Below are 16,798 nucleotides of genomic sequence, written 5' to 3' on the forward strand. Positions count from 1 at the left end.
TAACGCAATCCAATCTTTGCACGTTCTCACTTTCGTGCGCTTGCGCACGATTGCCCGCTGTAATATCTGACAACCTTAATGCCGAGGCAGTCCTGCCTCGGCATTTCCAACGGGAAGGCAGATATTGTGACTTTACAGCAGCCACCTAAGCGCATTTCCCAACAGCCGCAAGCGATTGCGGCTGCCGCGCCCGTGCTCGCGCTGCGCACCAATAGCGGCAGTGCGATGCCGCGCGTGCTGCCGTTTGCCACCTTCATTGTTTTCATCATCTTCGTCGACGTGCTTGAACGATTCGGTGCGCACGCGAACACCCTGCGCTGGCTGTATCCCGCCAAGATTGCACTGGTGCTGGCGATGCTGCTCGCGTGGCGCAAACATTACCGGGAGTTGCGTGAGCTGCCTGCGCGGCGCGATGCCTTTGCCGCGATCGCTGTTGGCGCCGGCGTCTTTGTTTTGTGGATCGCGCTCGATGCGGGCTGGATGCAGTTGGGAACGCCGCGCGCCTTCGATGCCGCAGGCAGCGATGGCCGCATCGATTGGCCGCTGGTTGTCGTACGTGCCTTCGGCGCAGCGCTGGTGGTGCCCTTGATGGAGGAACTGTTCTGGCGTTCCTTCCTGTTGCGCTGGCTTGAACAGCGTGACTTCCTTTTGCTGCGGCCTGCACGTGCCGGCCTGCGCGCGACGACGATTTCAGTTCTTCTGTTCGGTATCGAACATAACTTGTGGCTGGCCGGCATCATCGCCGGCATCGCCTACACCTGGTTGTACATGCGCAGCGAAACGCTGTGGACTCCCATCCTGGGACATGCCGTGACGAACGGCTTGCTGGCTGCCTGGATCATGGTGACCGGCAGCTGGACCTATTGGTAGTGTTAAATAAGGCTAAAAATAATATGCGCATCCTGCCAACTCCCTTGGCGCTGGCTGCCGCCCTGGCGTGCTGTCCTGCGCAGGCGGATATCAGCGAAACCTTCAAGCCCTTTATCAGCGTCGGCCAGACTTACGACGACAACCTGCTGCGCCTGCCGGAGAATACGCCGGATGCGATCCAGCGTTCGGACCGCTCAACCCAGGCGATTGCAGGCATCGCGCTGGAGCGCCCGATCGGCCGCCAGAAAATTACCGGCCAGGCGAAAGTCTCGCGCGTGACTTTCGATCATTACGACCAGCTTGATTACAACGGAAAAGATTTCAGCCTGGACTGGGCGTGGGTGGTCGGCAATCATTTCGACGGCAATATCGGCGGCAGCTACCAGCAGGTACTGACCCCGTTCAATGATTTCCATTCGGAACAACGCAACCTGCGCACCCAGCGCCGCGAATATGCCAACGGCGGCTGGCGCATGCATCCCAGCTGGCGCATTTACACCGGCTTCCAGCGCGACCGCTTCGACTACGAGCTGGAAGCGCAAAGCCTGAACAACCGCAAGGAAGACCGCAGCGAAGCCGGTATCGATTACCACGCATCGAGCGGCAGCCGGGTGGGCCTGGTGGCGCGCCATATCAAAGGCAGTTTCCTGAATCCGCGCCGCATTGGCGCCACCTTCCTCGACCAGAACTATACGCAGGACGAACTGAAAGCCAATGTCAACTGGCTGTACAGCGATATCACGCAATTGCAATTGCTGGCCGGCTACGCCAAGCGCAAGCACGATACCTTCACCGAGCGCGACACCAGCGGGCTGAATGGCCGTGCCACCGTGAACTGGCGGCCGCGCAGCAAGCTGCGCTTCACCGCCGAGGCCTGGCGCGAGTTTGCCGCAGTGGAAAGCATTGTGGTGAACAACAGCGTCAACAAGGGGGCCAGCCTGAATGCCACCTGGGATCTTTCAGCCAAGGTGCAAGCCAACGCTGGCCTCAAGCGCGAGAAACGGAAGTTCGAGCGCATGCCCTATGTCAGCTTCGACGGCGACCCGAGCGACACCACGCGCAGCACCAATATCGGCGTGGTCTACCAGCCCTGGCGCAAGGTCCAGCTGAGCGTTACCGGCTTCAAGGACCGCCGTACCGGCACGCCCTTGATCGGTACCGGCAGCTACAAGGCCAAGGGCGTTTCATTCATGGCGACCATGCAGTTTTAATGACAAGGAGCGACGATGACGGTAAACGATATTCCCTTGGTCTCCTTTTTCCAGCGCGTGCTCGATCCGCTGATCATTATGGGGATGCTGTATGCCACATCGATGGTGTATGGGGAGCCGTTTACCGGATATTCGCTGGTCCTGATGGTGCTGGCCTTCTTCATCTCGTCGGCGGTGTACCAGCACGTTGATCCTTACCGCACCTGGCGCAGCGGCCGCATCACGGCGTATGCGCGCGACATCTTCATGGGCTGGATCGTCACCGCCGTGATCCTGGTGTTCCTAGGCAATGTCAGCGGCCTGGCCTACCACTACGACGAAGCGGTGGTGTTCAGCTGGTTCCTGGCCACACCGTTTGCACTGCTCATGAGCCACCTGGCGGCACGCCATGTCGGCACCGATCCGGCCAAGGAAAGCGAGGTGCGTTCGGTGGTGATTGTCGGCGCCAACGAGGTGGGCACCAAGTTCGCAGGCACCGTCGAGCGCATGCCCAACCTGTTCCTCAGCGTGCGCGGCTTTTTCGACGACCGTACTGCCGACCGCCGCAAGTCCGGCCTGTCGCATCCGGTGCTGGGCAATATGGGGGAGGTCGCCAGCTTCGTGCGCGACCACCACATCAAGATGATCTTTATCAGCCAGCCGATTTCGGCGCAGCCGCGCATCCGCAAGCTGCTCGATGAATTGCAGGACACCACGGCCTCGGTCTATTTCCTGCCCGACATTTATGTGTTCGACCTGATGCAGGCGCGCTTCGACAGCGTGGGCGGCATGCCGGTGGTGGCAATCTGCGAAACGCCGTTTGTCGGCTTCGACGGCATCGTCAAGCGCGCCAGCGACGTGATCATCGGCAGTGCGATCCTGATGGCACTGGCGCCGCTGATGCTGGTCATTGCGCTGGCCGTGTGGATCAGCTCGCCGGGCCCGGTGATCTTCCGCCAGCGCCGCTATGGCCTGTACGGCGAGGAAATCATCGTCTACAAGTTCCGCTCGATGCGTGTGACCGAAGATGGCCCGGTGGTGCGGCAAGCCACGGCCCACGATTCGCGCATCACGAAGATCGGCGCCTTCCTGCGCCGCACCTCGCTGGATGAATTGCCGCAGTTTATCAACGTGCTGCAGGGATCAATGAGCATTGTCGGGCCGCGCCCGCATGCCGTTGCCCATAACGAACAATACCGTAAGCTGATCAAGGGCTATATGTTGCGCCATAAGGTCAAGCCGGGCATCACCGGCTGGGCCCAGGTCAACGGCCTGCGTGGCGAAACGGAGACCCTGGAAAAGATGGAGGCGCGTATCCGCTATGACCTGGACTACCTGCGCCACTGGTCGCTGTGGCTCGACCTGTGGATCGTCTTGCGGACAGTCAAGGTGGTGTTGAACCGGCAAAACGCGTACTGAGTCAATCGTGCGCGCTTGGCGCGCTATTAGAATGAGTTGCAACAGTCGAGGGAGGATATTTTGAAGCACATCAACCCGAATATGGCGTTCGCCGGCATCCTGGTTGCTCTGGTTTCAGCCTGCAGCAGCAAGGTGGAGCAGAAACCAGGCCAGGCGTTGGCCAACGTCAACGGTGAGGAAATCACCGTCATGCAGTTGAACGACGAGCTGTCGCGCAGCAATGCTCCAGCCACGCAACAGGAAGCCGCACGCAAGCAGGCACTGGAGGCGCTGATCGACCGCCAGTTGCTGATCGGCGAAGCGGCGAAAGAGAAAGTCGACCGCGATCCGCGCGTGGTGCAGGCAATCGAAAGGGCACGCTCGGTGATCCTGGCGCAAGCCTATATGCAGAAGCGCCTGGGCACGCCGGGTAAGCCGAGCGCGGCGGATGTGGAAGCCTACTACAGCCAGAACCCGCAATTTTTTGCGCAGCGCAAGCATTTCGATATGCGGGAAATCGTCCTGCCGACGCGCGAGGTGACCGATGAGTTGAAGGCGGTAATGGACAAGACCCGTTCGCTCGACGAAGTGGCGGCCTGGCTTGACCAGCACAAGGTCAAGTACCAGAAAGCCCAATTGAGCCGCAGCGGCTCGGAGTTGCCGCCTGAGCTGTCGGCCAAATTGCTGGCGCTTGCGAAAGGCCAGCTGTTCATCGTGCGCGAAGGCGAACGCAGCATGCTGGTCACCATTGCCGATATCCGTTCCTCGCCGGTGGAACTGGATGCCGCGCGGCCGCAGATCGAGCAGTACCTGGCTGCCAAGAAGGGCAAGGACGCGGCGGAGGAGGAAGTCAAGCGCCTGCGCGCCAGCGCCAAGATTGCCTATATCAACCAGCCCTCGCCAGTGGCGGACGCGGGCGCCCCGGCCAATGCCCTGGAACGCGGCGTGGCTGGCCTGAAATAACAACCAGATCGAGGAGCAATCATGAAACGACTACTGATGTGGATGGTGGCCATGGCCTTTATGCTCGGTGCAGGCCTGGCGCAGGCCGCCGACCTGACCCTGGGGGCTGGCGACGTCATCAAGGCTTCCGTGTTCGGCAACCCGGACATGGCGACGGAAACCCGGGTCAGCGAATCGGGCAAGATCACTTTCCCTTTGCTGGGGGAAGTCAAGGTCAGCGGGATGACGGTGCAGCAGGCCGAGCGTGCGATTGGCGAGCAGCTGGTGAAGAAGGGCTACCTGAAAAATGCCCAGGTCAGCATCATCGTCTCGCAGATCCAGAGCGCCCAGGTGTCGGTGCTGGGCATGGTGAACCGCCCCGGACGCTATCCGCTCGACGGCGGCAAGCGCGGTGTGATGGACATGCTGGCGCAGGCGGGCGGCTTCAATGCCGATGGCGGCGATACGGTGAGCGTGGTGCGTACCCGCGACGGCAAGACCAGCAAGACGGTGATCGACGTGGTCGACATGGTGCGCAATGGGGCGCTGGACAAGGAGATCGAACTCGGCCCCAACGATGTGATCTATGCCGAACGTTCGCCGCGCTTCTACATCTATGGCGAAGTGCAGCGTCCCGGCTCCTTCCGGCTGGAGCGCACCATGACGGTCAGCCAGGCGCTGGCGGTGGGCGGCGGCCTGACCCCGCGCGGCACTGAAAGCGGCATCAAGATCAAACGCCGCGGCGGCGACGGTGCGGTACAGGTGATCGCTGCCAAAAATGAAGACGTGGTGCAGACCGACGACGTCATCTTCATCAAGGAAAGCTGGTTCTAAGGAGGATTTATGAATTTCGCCCAGTTCCTGCTGATCCTCCAGGCGCGCAAGAAGATCGTGCTGCTGACCTTGCTGGTCACGGTGGCCGCCACCCTCGTAGTCAGCCTGCTGCTGCCCAAGACGTATGAGGCGACCAGTTCGCTGGTGATGAACTACAAGGGCGTCGACCCGCTGACCGGCATGGCCTTGCCGGGCCAGCTCATGCCCGGCTATATGGCAACGCAGATCGACATCATCAGCAGCAAGAATGTCGCGCTGCGCGTGGTGGACCAGCTCAAGCTGGCCGAAAGCCCGGCCGTCATCGCCCAGTTCAATGAGTCGACCGGCGGCAAGGGGACGGTGCGCGACTGGCTGGCCGAGCTGCTGCAAAAGAAGCTGGACATCGTGCCGGCCAAGGAAAGCTCGGTGCTGAACGTGACCTTCAAGGCTTCCGACCCGCAGTTTGCGGCGGCGGTGGCGAATGCCTTCGCCGACGAGTACCAGAAGATCAATGTCCAGCTCAAGGTGGAGCCGCTGAAGAAGGCCACCAACTATTTCAACTCCCAGTTGAAAGTGCTGCGCGATAACCTGGAGGTGGCGCAGGCCAAGCTGTCCAAATACCAGCAGGATCATGGCATCGTCAGCGTCGACAACCGGCTCGATGTCGAGTCGATGCGCCTGAACGACTTGTCGGCGCAACTGGTGGCCGCGCAGTCGCAGGCCATGGAAGCCAATTCGCGGCAGGCGGTGGCGCACGGCTCCGGCAGCGCTTCGCCCGACGTAACGGCCAGCCCGGTGATACAGAACCTGCGCGTGAACCTGGCGCAGCAGGAATCCAAGCTGGCGGAAATGGGCCAGCGCCTGGGCCGCAACCACCCGCAATACCAGAGCGCGGCGGCGGAAGTGGCGCGCCTGCGGGCCGGCCTGAACGAGCAGACCGCACTGGTCACTTCTTCGGTCAGCAACAACGCCAACGTCTTTGCCCAGCGCGAAGCGGCCTTGCGCACGGCGCTGGCGGACCAGAAGACCAAGGTGCTGCAGCTGAATCGCCAGCGCGATGAAATGAATGTGCTGAACAAGGATGTCGAGAGCGCCCAGCGTGCCTTCGACAATGCTTCGCAGCGCTCGTCGCAGACCCGCATCGAGGGCGGCAACGACCAGTCCGACGTGTCGGTGCTGAATCCCGCCGTGGCGCCGATCGAGCCGGCCGGTCCGCGCGTGGTGCTGAACACCGTGCTGTCGCTGCTGCTGGGGACCATGCTGGGCATCGGCATTGCCATGCTGTCCGAGATGTTCGATCGCCGGGTGCGGTCGGAAGCCGACCTGGCCGAGGTGGTGCACATTCCTGTGCTGGCCACGATCGACTGGAATCCGCCGCGCCAGCGCCGCTTCGGGCTGCCGCACCTGCATGCGCCGCGCACGCTGCGCCTGAATTGAGGAGGAGCTGAATGAACAGCCCATTGCATTTCAATCCCGCTTCGCCGCACGGCGTGGGCGATGCGACCATCGGCGCGCTGCTGCAGGAAGCGGGCAAGCTGACCCCGGAAAATACCGATGCCGTGCTGCGCATGCAGGAGGAAACCGGGGTCCGCTTCGGCGAAGCGGCGCAGGCGCTGGGCATGGTCAGCGCCGCCGATATCCAGCAAGTGCTGGCGCGCCAGTTCGACTATCCCTACGTCCCGGCCGGCGAGAAATACTTTTCTTCGCGCCTGGTGGCGGCCTATGACCCGTTCAGCCGCCAGGTGGAAAAGCTGCGCGCGGTGCGCGGGCAGCTGATGCTGCGCTGGTTCGCACGCGGCCACAAGTCGCTGGCGATCGTCGGGGTCGAGCCCGGTTCGGGCACCAGCCTCTTCGCCGCCAACCTGGCCGTGGTGTTCTCGCAGCTGGGGCAGAGCACGCTGCTGGTGGACGCCAACCTGCGCCAGCCGTCGCAGCACGAGATCTTCAACCTGCAGGGAAAGAGCGGCCTGTCCGACATGCTGGCCGGGCGCGCCTCCATGGCGGCGGTGACGCGTATCGATGCCTTCGAGTCGCTGGCCGTGCTGGGCGCCGGCACGCTGCCGCCGAATCCGGCCGAACTGCTGGCGCGCAAGGATTTCACCGGCCTGAATACCCAGCTCGAAGCGCTGCACGATATCGTGCTGTACGACACCTCGGATGTGCTGACCGCCCACGATGCGCTGCCGGTGATGGCGCGCGCCCGCGGCGTGCTGCTGGTGGTGCACCGTAACGCCACCTCGCTGTACGACGTGGCGGCGCTCAGCGAACAGGTGCGGTATGCCGGCGCCGAAGTCGTAGGCTCGGTGCTGCTGGAGTTCTGACATGGACCCGGGCCTGGCGATCCGCCCGCAAGCCGCGATACGCGCCGCCTTGCGTGATGCGCTGCCCGACTGGGCGCCGGTGCTGGCCGGCATGCTGGTGCTGTACGTTCCCACCTTCTACCGCCTGTTCAGCGGCTTGTGGGCCACCGAGGAACAGGCGCACGGCCCGATCATCCTGCTGCTGGCACTGTGGCTGATGTACCGGCAGTGGCCGGCCATGCTGGCGCGTGCCGATGGCCAGCCTTCCACCCTCGGCTGGCCGGTGCTGGGTGTCGGCCTGCTGGCGTACATACTGGGCCGCTCGCAAGGCATCATCGCGTTCGAGATTGCCTCCTTCATCCTGCTGCTGGCTGCGGTGCTGATGCTCAAATGCGGGCATGGCGCACTGCGCGTGCAATGGTTTGCCTTCTTCTTCATGGCCTTCATGGTGCCCTTGCCCGGTCCCCTGGTCGGCATGCTGACCATGCCGATGAAGATGGCGGTGTCCTGGGCCACCGAACATCTGATGTATGCCGCGGGCTATCCGATTGCGCGCAGCGGCGTGATCCTGCAAGTGGGGCAGTACCAGCTGCTGGTGGCCGATGCCTGCGCCGGCCTGCAAACCCTGCTGACGCTGGAAGCGCTGGGACTGTTTTACCTGAACGTGGTGCGCCATTCCTCGGCTTTCCGCAATGTGGCACTGGCCTTGCTGATCATCCCGATTTCCTTCACCGCCAACGTGATCCGCGTGATTACGCTGTCGCTGGTGACCTATTACCTCGGCGACGCGGCAGGGCAGGGCTTCCTGCATGGCTTTGCCGGCATGGTGCTGTTCATTACGGCGCTGCTGCTGATTATCGGCGTGGACGCTTTCCTGCAATGGTTCGTCAGGTGGCGCAACTCATGAAAAAATCAATGATGGTGAGCGTGGTGCTGGGTGCGCTGATGGTCTGTTCGGCAGCGGTGACGCGGGCGTTGACGCCGACCGCACGCATGGCCGACACGGCAGGGCGCTTCAGCCTGGAACAGATGGTGCCGCGCAGCTTTGGCGAGTGGCAGGTCGATACGCGGGTGATGCCGCTGCAGGTCGATCCTGCCACCCAGGCCAAGCTGGACAAGATCTACAACCAGACGCTGGGGCGCACCTATATCAACCGCAATGGCGAGCGCATCATGCTGTCGATCGCCTACGGCGGCGACCAGAGCGACAATATGGGCGTGCACAAGCCGGAGGTGTGCTACACGGCGCAGGGCTTTACCGTGCGCGATGGCGAGAAAAGCAGCCTCGATACGGGCAGCGGGGTGCTGCCGGTAAAGCGCCTGTTCGCTGTTGCCGGTGCGCGGCAGGAGCCGATTACCTATTGGATCACGGTCGGGCGCAAGGCCACCATGCCCGGTGTCGACCAGCGTTTGCAGGAGCTGCGCTACGGCTTGAGCGGCACGGTGCCGGACGGGATGCTGGTGCGGGTGTCGAGCATCGGCGCTGAAGCCGGTGCGGCTTATGCGCTGCAAGACCAGTTCGTGCGCTCCTTGCTGGCGGCGCTCGACAAGCCGGCGCGCGAGCGCCTGGTCGGCGTCTTCGGCGGCTAGGGGGAGGACGATGCGCTTGCCTTTGTTCCACCGTTCGCCAGCCGCGGCGGCCGTGCCAGCCGGCGCGCATGCCCTGGTACGCCCGAATCGCGGACTGCCCCTGATGTTGCTGCTGCCCTTTATCCTGCTGGCGATCTTCGTCGGCGTGGTCGGCGGACTTGATTCGCCGCCGCTGGTGGCCATCGTCGGCACGGCGGTGCTGTCGGTGCTGATGTTGTTCGTGCTGCCGCTGCACGGCATGTTCTGGTGCCTTTTCGTGCTGACCTTCCTGCTGCAGGGTTCTGCCGTGTATTTCCTGAAGTTGCGGCCGGCGGCCTGGCTTGCCTTCGGCCTGGCCATCCTGTTCTTCTGCCGCGCGCTACTCGACCTGGTGGTGCACAAGCGCGAACAGCGGCGCATGCGCAAGGGCGACGGCTCCACGGTTGAACTGGCGGCGCTGCTGTTCGTGGCGGCCTTTGTCATCAGCCTGGTATTCAACCGGGTCCCGAAGTCGCAGATTTTTTCGGCGGCGAAAGCCATGCTGCCGATGTTCTCGGTGCTGTTTGCGCTGTACTGGTTCCGCTGGAAGGAGAGCCACCTGGAGACCAGCTGGCGCATGATGTTCTGGGTGGTGCTGGTGCAGGTGCCCGTGGTGCTGTACCAGCATTTCTTCGTCGCCTCGGCCACTACCTTCGATTCGATTGTCGGCACCTTCGGCGGTACGCCCGGCTTTGGCGGCAATAGCGCCATCATGGTCCTGTTCACCGTGCTGGCGATGGGCTATGCCGCGGCACGCTGGAACGCCGGCCAGATGTCGGGCAAGGCGATGTGGGCGTTGCAGGCGATCGGCTTCGCCATCATCCTGCTTGGCGAAGTGAAAGCGGCCTTCATCTGGTTGCCGCTGGTGCTGGCCTGGGTGCTGCGGCGGCGCATCCTGCGCAGCATCGGCGCCTTCATCGGCTTCGCCGTCCTGGTCGCAGCCTTCGTCGGCACCACGTACACCGTGTACGAAACGCTGTATTGGGGCAAGAAGGTGCAGTCGGCGCACAATATGGCTGAGAAACTCGACCGTGGCGGCGGCTACTTCTTTGACCCCAACAACGTCAACTACCGCACCGGTGAAATCAGCCGCGCCGCCTCGCTTGCGCTATGGTCGAACGACCCGCTGGCAACGGTGCCGCGCCGCCTGGTCGGGTACGGGCCGGGCGCGTCCAAACCGTCCGGCTTGCTCGGGGCAGGGGAGGTCGCCAAACGGTACCAGCCCTTGCACCTCGATGCCACGGCGCTCGGCATTTTGCTTTGGGATGTGGGCCTATTGGGCGCTCTCGCTTACGGCTCCATGCTACTGTTTTCCCTGCTAGCTGCCTGGCGCTACGTGCGCCGAAAACAAGGTAGCGTGGCCCAGCTCGCGCTGGCCGATACCTGCGTCGCAGCCATGCTGCTGTTCCTGATGATGCTGGTCTATAACCGCGCGCTGATGGATGAACCCACCGCCCAGCTGCTCCTGATGATGTGCATGGGGACGATAGTCCAGTTGTGCCGGTTCGGCTCGTCCCAAGGCTAGGGAATCGTGTCATTTTTGGGCGACATTGTTACAAAACTTTTGTCGCACAGAAACGAATTTGTGAAATGCGTGATGTAGACTTTCCTTGTTGTGACGGATCAAATCGCGGTTAACTTATTGATTCGCAAACGAAATTGTCTGGAGAGTATCACATGAAATTCGTTAAATATTCCCTCTTGCCCTATGCTGTTTTCGCAGCGTTGACCACCTTCGCCCCCGCCAGTCGCGCTGACTGGGCGATCTCTGCCAACATCGAAGCCGTGCGCCCGGCGCCGGACAAAATGCAATTGCAGCCACAGAACCCCCCCGGCTTTTCCTGGTCGCGTTATCCGATTGCCACGTCATCGACGTGGTACCTGGTGATCATCCAGCCGCCGGGCACGGCATCGCCGGTCAAGTATGTGGTGCCGCGCAACTGGCTGCTGCCGACCCATGCGTTCCCCACTGCCGGCATCTATACCTGGAAAGTTGCGCCCTTCACCCGCACCCAGGCGATGAACGATGCCGATGCGGCAGCGCGCAGCAAGGCCAAGGCGGCCGGTTCCAACCTGGCGCAGATCGAAGCCGCGGCCGAAGCGGCGGTGGTGCCGTTGGCGGAAGCGGTGGCCAAGGACTGGTCGACGGTGCGCAGTTTCACCATCGACAGCAGCGCCACCAAATTCGAGGTGTACGACAATGCAACCCTGCGCGACAATGTGTTGCGGCATGGCCGTTCACGCATGCTGTCGCCGACTTTCCTGCCTTACCTGAAATGGAACTCGGCCATGGTCACCGAGCGCGGCGACCAGGTGCGGCGCCTGATCGAAACCGTGCAGTCGCGCATGACCATGGCGCCGGTCAAGGACAGCGACTGGCCGCTCATCAGCAGCGGCACCATGACGACGGCGCTGAGCAACCAGAATTCCGACATCCGCAATCGCATCAACCGCACTTCGCACCAGGTGGAAGCAGCGGCCCTGCTGTACCGCCTGAAGCAGGGGGAAGCGATTGCCACCGCATACCTGAACGAAGCGATCAAACGGGGCGATGAACTGGCCGCACTGAGCCCGACCGGGCCAACCAGCTATGCCAACCAGGACCAGGCTACCCGTACCATTGCCATGTCGCTGTCGAAGGCGCTGGACATGCTGTGGAATAACCTCGACGCGACGCGCAAGGCAAGCTGGCAATCGAATATTGCACGCCGCACGAGCGATATCTACAACGACCTTTCGGGCAGCAACGGGCGCATGGACCAATACCCATACGATGCGCACGGCGGCAATACGCTGGGCTTCCTGGCATTGATCGCTGCGCTGAACCTGGGCGACGTGCCGGCGGCCCAGACCTGGTTCGACTTCGCAGTGCGCACCTATGTGCACCAGGTCTACACCTGGAGCGGCCCGGAAGGCGGCTATGCCAACGGTACCGCATATGGCCAGGCCGCAGCCGACTTTTCGGTGCAGATCTGGGACCCGTTGAGCCAGGCGCTGGGGGTGTCGATCTACCGCAAGCCCTGGTCGGACGGCTTCCTGCGCTTCATGGCACACTTCGTTCCTCCTGGGGCGCCGAACCATGTGTTTGGCGATGGCCACGAGGACGTGCCGAATACCTATTTGCTGAAGGCTTTTGCTTCGCGCTTCAATACGCCGGCGGCCAAGTGGTACTACAACGGCATGGCCGGGGTGGAAGATCCGCTGACCCTGCTGCAGGCGCCATCGCCGCTGCCGGTCAGCACCGTCACGACCGCGGTGCCGCCGCCGAACGGCGCGTTCTATCCGAGCGTGGGATGGGCCGCGATGCACAGTTCCCTGGCGGACACGAAACGCACTTCGCTGTATTTCAAGTCCAGCCCCTACGGCTCGTATAACCACAGCCATGGCGACCAGAATTCAATCGTGCTCAACAGCGGGGGCAAACGGCTGCTGATCGAGGCCGGGTATTACGACTGGTACGGCTCACCGCTGTGGAGCAGCTGGTACCGCGCCACCAAGTCGCATAATGCGGTCACTTACGACAATGGCATAGGGCAGCGGATCGAGGGCAATACGGTGAACCTGGGCCGCAACGGCAAGATCACCGGCTTCTCGACTACCTCCGCCATGGACTATGTGGAGGGCGACGCCACGCCGGCGTTTGAAGGTGCGCTGTCGCTCAATCGCCGCAAGGTGTGGTACTTCCGCAGCCAGGACGCAGCGGTCGTGATGGATACGCTGACGGCGCCGGTGGCCCATGCCTGGGAGTGGAATTTCCATGCCGCGGTAGCGATCACGGTCAATTCAGGCGGCACGGCCACCATCGTCAATGGCGACCGTTCGCTGTGCGTGAGTTCGCTCACGCCGGGGGCAAGCCTGGTCAAGCGCGACGGGCCGGCGCCGCGCACGGGCATCGAGGAGCATGCGGCATTTACGCGCCCGGCTGCACTCAAGGGCGAATTCGTGGTGCTGCTGGATGTGGGCTGCAAGAAGCCGGCGGTCAATCTGACCACGGGCACCACCAGCCGCGTGCTGACGGTGGGCAGCCAGACCATCACCTTGCCGCTGCCTTGAGCCGCCAGGGGGACAGAGCCATGCTATGACAGCACCATACTCGGGTTCCCAAACGCGGCGCAATATTGCCGCCTTCCTGGTAGGCAAGGTGCCTACCGCCGTGCTGACAGCCAGCGTGCTCGGGCTGTCGGCACGCGTCCTGCCGGCTGTCGAATTCGGCCACTACGTGATCGCCATGGCGCTGGTGGAACTCGTGCTTGGCTTGTCGAGCTTTGGCCTCGACTGGGTCCTGCTGCGCTTCCTGCCTGAATATCGTTTGCGCGGCAGCCGCCATGCGCTGGCGCGCCTGGTGGTTGCCGTCGCCGCCAGCCGCCTGCTGCTGCTGGCGGTGGTTGCCGGCGGCCTGCTGTCGGCGCGCGGGCAGGGCTGGCTGCCAGCGAGCTTCCCGCCTGAGCTGGCCGGCGTGGCGGCAATCCTGCTGGTGGTGGAAGGCGTGATGCGCATCTTGCGCGACAACACGCTGGAGGCGCTGGCCCTGCAGTCGCGCATGCAAATCGTCACGCTGCTGCGCGGCGCGGTCATCGCCTGCGCCTTGCTGGCAATGGGCAGCGGCACGGCGCGCCAGCTGTTGTTGGCCGAGCTGGCAGCAAGCCTTGGTGCGCTGCTGCTGGCGGCGGGTTTCCTGGCCCATGCCGTGCGCAAGCTGCCGGCCCGGGCGCAGGATGGGTGGCAGCCGCCCAGCCGTGCGCAAATGCGTGCGGTGGCGCTGCATAACTACGCCAGCGGCATTGTCGAATACCTGTACTCGCCGTCCTGCCTGATCCTGCTGCTGGCGCGCAGCCAGGCACCGGAAGCCATGGCGGGGCTGGGATTCGTCCTGCGTTTGACGGACATCATCCGCAACTACATGCCGGGCATGGTAATTTTTTCGGTAGTGCGTTCGCGCATGATCGGCGCCTATGCCGGCAATCGCGACTACGGCGAATTGCAGCGCTGGGCGCACTTCGTGTTCAAGGTCAGCGCATTGAGCCTGCTGCCGGTGCTGGCGGTGGCCGCGGTGTATGGCGACCTGGTGCTGCAGCTGGCCAGCGGCGGCCGCTTTGGCGAGTACCGCTTGCTGTTTGCGGTGCTGTGCGGCTGGCTGGCGCTGCGCCTGCATCGCCTGATCCTCAACGTGGTTTGCAATGCGGTTGGCCTGATGGGCATGTGGGCGCTGGCGTCGCTGTGCTCCTTGCTGGTGCTGCCCCTGCTGGCCTGGCTCGGTTCGGTGGCGCTTGGCTTGTGGCTGGTGCCGGCCGCCTTGCTGGGCAATGAGCTGATCGTAAACGGGCTGGTCGTGGCCGGCATGCGGCGCCGTGGATTTGCATGGCCGCTGGGATTGCGCTGGTGGGCGCGCGCGCTGTTGGCGATTGCTGCGGCAGCCGTTGTGGCATGGCTGTTGCCGGGGCAAGGCGTGCTTGCTGCTGCTGTGGGAACCCTGCTGTTGTGCGCCGTTTTTACGGTAGCGCTGTTATTGTCGGGTGCAATTGATGAGAAAGATCGACAGCTCATCAATCGAGTGCTGGGACGCCAACTACTGCGCGAGGCTACATGAAAGTGCTTGCCATCTATCCAGGATTGAATCCTACCTTCGACGAGGTGGCGTATGTGCTGCCGCCGCTGGTTGCGAGGGGCGTGGCAGTGGAAGTCGTGACGTCGCGCGTGTCGGCGCTTAAGAGTTCGGAGCCGGGCGCGGCATACGAGAATTTCCAGGGCGTGCCGATTCACCGCATCTTCCCCAGCCTGCGTGCCTTGTCGCACGAAGCGCAGCATTACCTGCCGCAGGTGCGTGAAATCGCCGATGCCTTCAAGCCCGATGTGCTGCTGGTGAATTCCTTCCACACCTTGCCGCTGCTGGAGATGCTGCGCCCGCTGTATCCGGTGCCGGTGCTGCTGCGGGTGGAATCGGCCGATCCGGTGCAACTGCTGCGGCGGCGCTATTACGGCGGCGTGCCGGCGATCGGCCGCGTCGCCGGGCGCATGCGCTGGTGGCAGGTGTGCGGGCAGGTCGATGCGCTGATGAGCAACGATCCGGCCGACCTGCCGCAACTGGCGGCGCTCGGCTTGCGCGGAAGGCGGGCATATTACGCGGCACATTGCGCGCAGCGGCCGGCGGACTGGCGGCCGGCGCGCGAACGGCGGCAGGGGGAAATGATCTACGTCGGTTCATTGATCCGCCACAAGAATTGCGAGCGCTGGCTGGAGACTGTGCCGGCCATCCTGGAGCACACGCCGGTGGAGCGTTTCGTGGTCATCGGACGCGGGCCCTACGCCCACATCGTCAAACAATTGCAGGAGCGCCTTGGCGAGCGCGTCGAACACGTGGAAGGCGTGACCCGTGCCGAAGCCTTGCAGCGCCTGTCGTCGGCGTGGTTCTCCTATACCGAAAGCAATTCCGGCTGGGGCTTCCTGTGCGATTCATGGTCGACCCGCACCCCGGTCCTGTGCCCGCAGTCGACCTTCAGCATCGTCCCCGGCTGGACCGGCATGATGCCGCAGGACGTGCCGGCCATGCTGGCCACCATCAACCGCCTGTACGACGACGCGGAGTACTACAGCACCCTGCAGGACGGCGGCGCCTTGCGCTACGCATCCGAGCATACCGCGGACGTGGTGAGCCGGCAGTACCTGCAGATCCTGCGCGAAGTGGTGGCGGAGGGCCGGCGGCCATGATCCACGTGCTCCTGCCGCAAGCCGGCAGCTATCGCGACATCACCGGGTACCTGCGCGAGCGCGGTGCGCAGGTGACAGTCGTGGCATCCGGCGCGCAGGGCATGAGCGGCAAGCGCGCGATCGTGATGTCCATGTTGTCGCCAAAGCTGTTGCGCTGTTTCGGCTTATGGAAGCGGACGGATCGCGTACTGGTCGTCGGCTGGCAAGCCTTGCCGGTGCTGGCGCTGGTCAAGGCGCGATTGCTGCCGCGACCCGAACGCCTGCTGGTGATGAGCTGCTTCGTGCACGGCAAGCGGGCGCGCCGGCTTGCCGACCGCGTGCTGCGAGCGCTGCGCGTGCCGGGCCTGGGCTTTATCGCCTTCTCCCCGGGCGAGGCGCGCAACCTGGTGCAGAACGTCGGCATGGCGGAGCACGACGTGCATTGCCATCTGTGGCGGCAGGAACTCGATGGCCGCGCTTCGCCGCAGGGCGACGACGGCAGCATTTTCGCCGGCGGCTTTTCCAACCGCGATTACGACTTGCTGCTGGAGGCGGCCGAACCGCTGCCGGCGCCGCTGGTGATCGTGGCTTCGCAGCGCAACCAGATCCGCCAGCCGGCGCGCGGCAGCACGCGCATCCTGCGCGATTTGCCGGAGGCTGAATTTGAAGGCCTGCTGGCGCGCAGCAGCGTGGTGGCGATGCCGCTGCGCGGCCTCGGCGAAGCATGCGGGCAGAGCGTCCTGCTGCGCGTGCTGCGGCACGGCAAGCCGCTGGTGGCGACCCGCCACGAAGCGATCGAAGCGTATCTTGGCGCAGACTATCCCGGCTTTGTGCCGCACGACGATGTGCAGGCGATGCGCCAGGCGCTGGCCCATGCGCTCGAACATCCGGCTCGGCGCGAGGAGCTGGCGCAGCGCGTGCGGCTGGCCGCGGGAAAGCTGGAAGGGCGAGGCGAACCGGGCGCTGAAATTGAGCAGTTCTTGCTAGGATGAA

General features: G+C 63.6%; 14 protein-coding genes. All 14 read left to right on the top strand.

All coding sequences use genetic code 11. The annotated features are described in order from the left end of the window. The first annotated feature begins 126 nt into the window (after positions 1–126). The 14 genes from ASE26_RS09295 to ASE26_RS09360 all read left to right on the top strand — a co-directional run bounded on the left by ASE26_RS09295 (position 127) and on the right by ASE26_RS09360 (position 16,797). Positions 127–870, top strand: a complete 744-nt coding sequence (locus ASE26_RS09295; protein ID WP_229207289.1) for a CAAX prenyl protease-related protein — start codon at positions 127–129, stop codon at positions 868–870. A gap of 23 nt (positions 871–893) precedes the next feature. After that, complete coding sequence (gene epsL, locus ASE26_RS09300) at positions 894–2,081, top strand: XrtB/PEP-CTERM-associated polysaccharide biosynthesis outer membrane protein EpsL (RefSeq protein WP_055937255.1); 1,188 nt, start codon at positions 894–896, stop codon at positions 2,079–2,081. Between the two features lie 15 nt (positions 2,082–2,096). Next, complete coding sequence (locus ASE26_RS09305; protein WP_055937259.1) at positions 2,097–3,479, top strand: undecaprenyl-phosphate glucose phosphotransferase; 1,383 nt, start codon at positions 2,097–2,099, stop codon at positions 3,477–3,479. A 60-nt stretch (positions 3,480–3,539) separates the two neighbouring features. After that, positions 3,540–4,421 carry an EpsD family peptidyl-prolyl cis-trans isomerase gene (locus ASE26_RS09310; protein ID WP_229207290.1) on the top strand — a complete coding sequence of 294 codons (882 nt, stop codon included), beginning with the start codon at positions 3,540–3,542 and terminating at the stop codon, positions 4,419–4,421. Between the two features lie 21 nt (positions 4,422–4,442). Then, complete coding sequence (epsE, locus tag ASE26_RS09315; RefSeq protein ID WP_055937262.1) at positions 4,443–5,234, top strand: polysaccharide export protein EpsE; 792 nt, start codon at positions 4,443–4,445, stop codon at positions 5,232–5,234. Positions 5,235–5,243: 9 nt separating this feature from the next. Beyond that, positions 5,244–6,650 (top strand): chain length determinant protein EpsF, encoded by a 1,407-nt coding sequence (gene epsF, locus ASE26_RS09320; protein ID WP_055937264.1) that lies wholly within the window; start codon positions 5,244–5,246, stop codon positions 6,648–6,650. Between the two features lie 11 nt (positions 6,651–6,661). Further along, complete coding sequence (gene epsG, locus ASE26_RS09325) at positions 6,662–7,534, top strand: chain length determinant protein tyrosine kinase EpsG (RefSeq protein WP_055937267.1); 873 nt, start codon at positions 6,662–6,664, stop codon at positions 7,532–7,534. Position 7,535: 1 nt separating this feature from the next. Next, positions 7,536–8,420 carry an exosortase B gene (xrtB, locus tag ASE26_RS09330; protein ID WP_055937270.1) on the top strand — a complete coding sequence of 295 codons (885 nt, stop codon included), beginning with the start codon at positions 7,536–7,538 and terminating at the stop codon, positions 8,418–8,420. After that, complete coding sequence (gene epsI, locus ASE26_RS09335) at positions 8,417–9,103, top strand: exosortase-associated protein EpsI, B-type (protein WP_055937273.1); 687 nt, start codon at positions 8,417–8,419, stop codon at positions 9,101–9,103. Before xrtB ends, epsI begins: the two co-directional genes overlap by 4 nt. A gap of 10 nt (positions 9,104–9,113) precedes the next feature. Further along, entirely contained in the window at positions 9,114–10,646 is a 1,533-nt protein-coding gene (locus ASE26_RS09340; protein ID WP_055937276.1) for a hypothetical protein, read from the top strand. A gap of 152 nt (positions 10,647–10,798) precedes the next feature. Next, entirely contained in the window at positions 10,799–13,174 is a 2,376-nt protein-coding gene (locus ASE26_RS09345; protein WP_229207291.1) for a heparinase II/III family protein, read from the top strand. Positions 13,175–13,199: 25 nt separating this feature from the next. Then, complete coding sequence (locus ASE26_RS09350; protein ID WP_055937280.1) at positions 13,200–14,708, top strand: lipopolysaccharide biosynthesis protein; 1,509 nt, start codon at positions 13,200–13,202, stop codon at positions 14,706–14,708. Beyond that, positions 14,705–15,826: a glycosyltransferase gene (locus tag ASE26_RS09355; protein WP_055937283.1), complete on the top strand. Its 1,122-nt coding sequence runs from the start codon at positions 14,705–14,707 to the stop codon at positions 15,824–15,826. Before ASE26_RS09350 ends, ASE26_RS09355 begins: the two co-directional genes overlap by 4 nt. Beyond that, positions 15,823–16,797, top strand: coding sequence for a glycosyltransferase (locus ASE26_RS09360; protein ID WP_057246087.1), 975 nt, complete (start codon positions 15,823–15,825; stop codon positions 16,795–16,797). The genes ASE26_RS09355 and ASE26_RS09360 overlap by 4 nt, the downstream gene beginning before the upstream one ends. Position 16,798: the final 1 nt, after the last annotated feature.

This window comes from Duganella sp. Root198D2 (genome assembly GCF_001428585.1).
Lineage (GTDB): Bacteria > Pseudomonadota > Gammaproteobacteria > Burkholderiales > Burkholderiaceae_D > Rugamonas.